Below are 1149 nucleotides of genomic sequence, written 5' to 3'. Positions count from 1 at the left end.
GGCCCGGTCAAGGGGTGAGTGCAATCGTTAGGTAGTGATGAGTTGTGCGAGGCGTTGGGCTGGGGTGTCCCAGCCCAGCGTTTCGCGGGGTCGGGTGTTGAGTTCGTGGGCGACTTCGTCGAGGCCGGTCTGGTCGATGGTGCGGAAGTCGTAACTGTTCTTGGGGAAGTACTGGCGTAGCAGGCCGTTGGTGTTCTCGTTGCTGCCGCGTTGCCAGGGGCTGTGGGGGTCGCAGAAGTAGACCGGGCAGCCGGTGGCGACGGTGAACACCGGGTGGGTGGCCATCTCGGCGCCTTGGTCCCAGGTCAGTGACCGGCGTAGGTGTGCCGGCATTCGGGTGGCCAGGGTGGTGAGCACGCCGATGACGGCTTGGCTGTCGCGGCTGTTGGGCAGTGCGCCGAGCATGACGTAGCGGGTGGTGCGTTCGACCAGGGTCACGATCGCTGAGGCGCCGGCCTTGCCGATGACCAGGTCGCCTTCCCAGTGCCCGGGCACTGCCCGGTCGGCGGCCTCGGCGGGTCGGTTGCTGATGTGCAGATCCCCGATCCAGGGCCGTCGGCTGCGGGCCGCGCCCGCGGCGCGTGACTGCGGGCGCCGCTGGGTGCGACCCGACCGTAGCGCCACCTGCCGGGTCAACTCTGCCCGCAGGTTGCCCCGCGACTGCACGTAGATCGCCTGGTAGATCGTTTCGTGGGACACCTGCAACTCCGGACGGTCGGCGTACGTGGCCCGTAACCACGCGGCGATCTGCTTCGGAGACCACCTCCGCGCCAGTTTCCCCGCCACCGTGTGCCGCAGCCGCGTGCCCGGCCGAAGCTTCGACGCCTTCGACCGCCGCCGGGCCGCGTCAGCCCGCCGCTGCGCCCACTGCGCCTGATACCCCCACCGATACGGCCGACGAGCCCGCCCGGGCGGCAACGACCGCCCGAGCGGATTCTTCGTCCCGTGCCGCGCACTGTTGTTCCGCGCCACCTCCCGCGACACCGTGCACACCGGCACCCCGAGGCTCCCCGCGATCTGCGAGATCGTCCGCCCCGAAGCCCACAGATGCTCCAACACCTGCCGATGCCCGAACGTCAACACACCCGGCCTCGCCACCAGCACCTCCAGCCCAACCAAGATCAGTTGCACTGAAGCCTAGAAACCGCC

The 1149-nt window shown here is 69.3% G+C and carries 1 protein-coding gene; it reads right to left on the bottom strand.

Annotated elements, in window-relative coordinates; genetic code table 11:
- Positions 1-27: 27 nt before the first annotated feature.
- The gene (locus tag AC507J_RS32270) at positions 28-1131 is read right to left on the bottom strand and encodes an IS30 family transposase (RefSeq protein WP_496294342.1); all 1104 of its coding nucleotides are present in this window, start codon (positions 1129-1131) and stop codon (positions 28-30) included.
- Positions 1132-1149: the final 18 nt, after the last annotated feature.

The sequence above is a fragment of the Micromonospora sp. PRAS1 genome (assembly GCF_059553435.1).
Note: the sequence above shows the minus strand (reverse complement) of the source record. Positions and strands in the feature narration are given on the sequence as shown.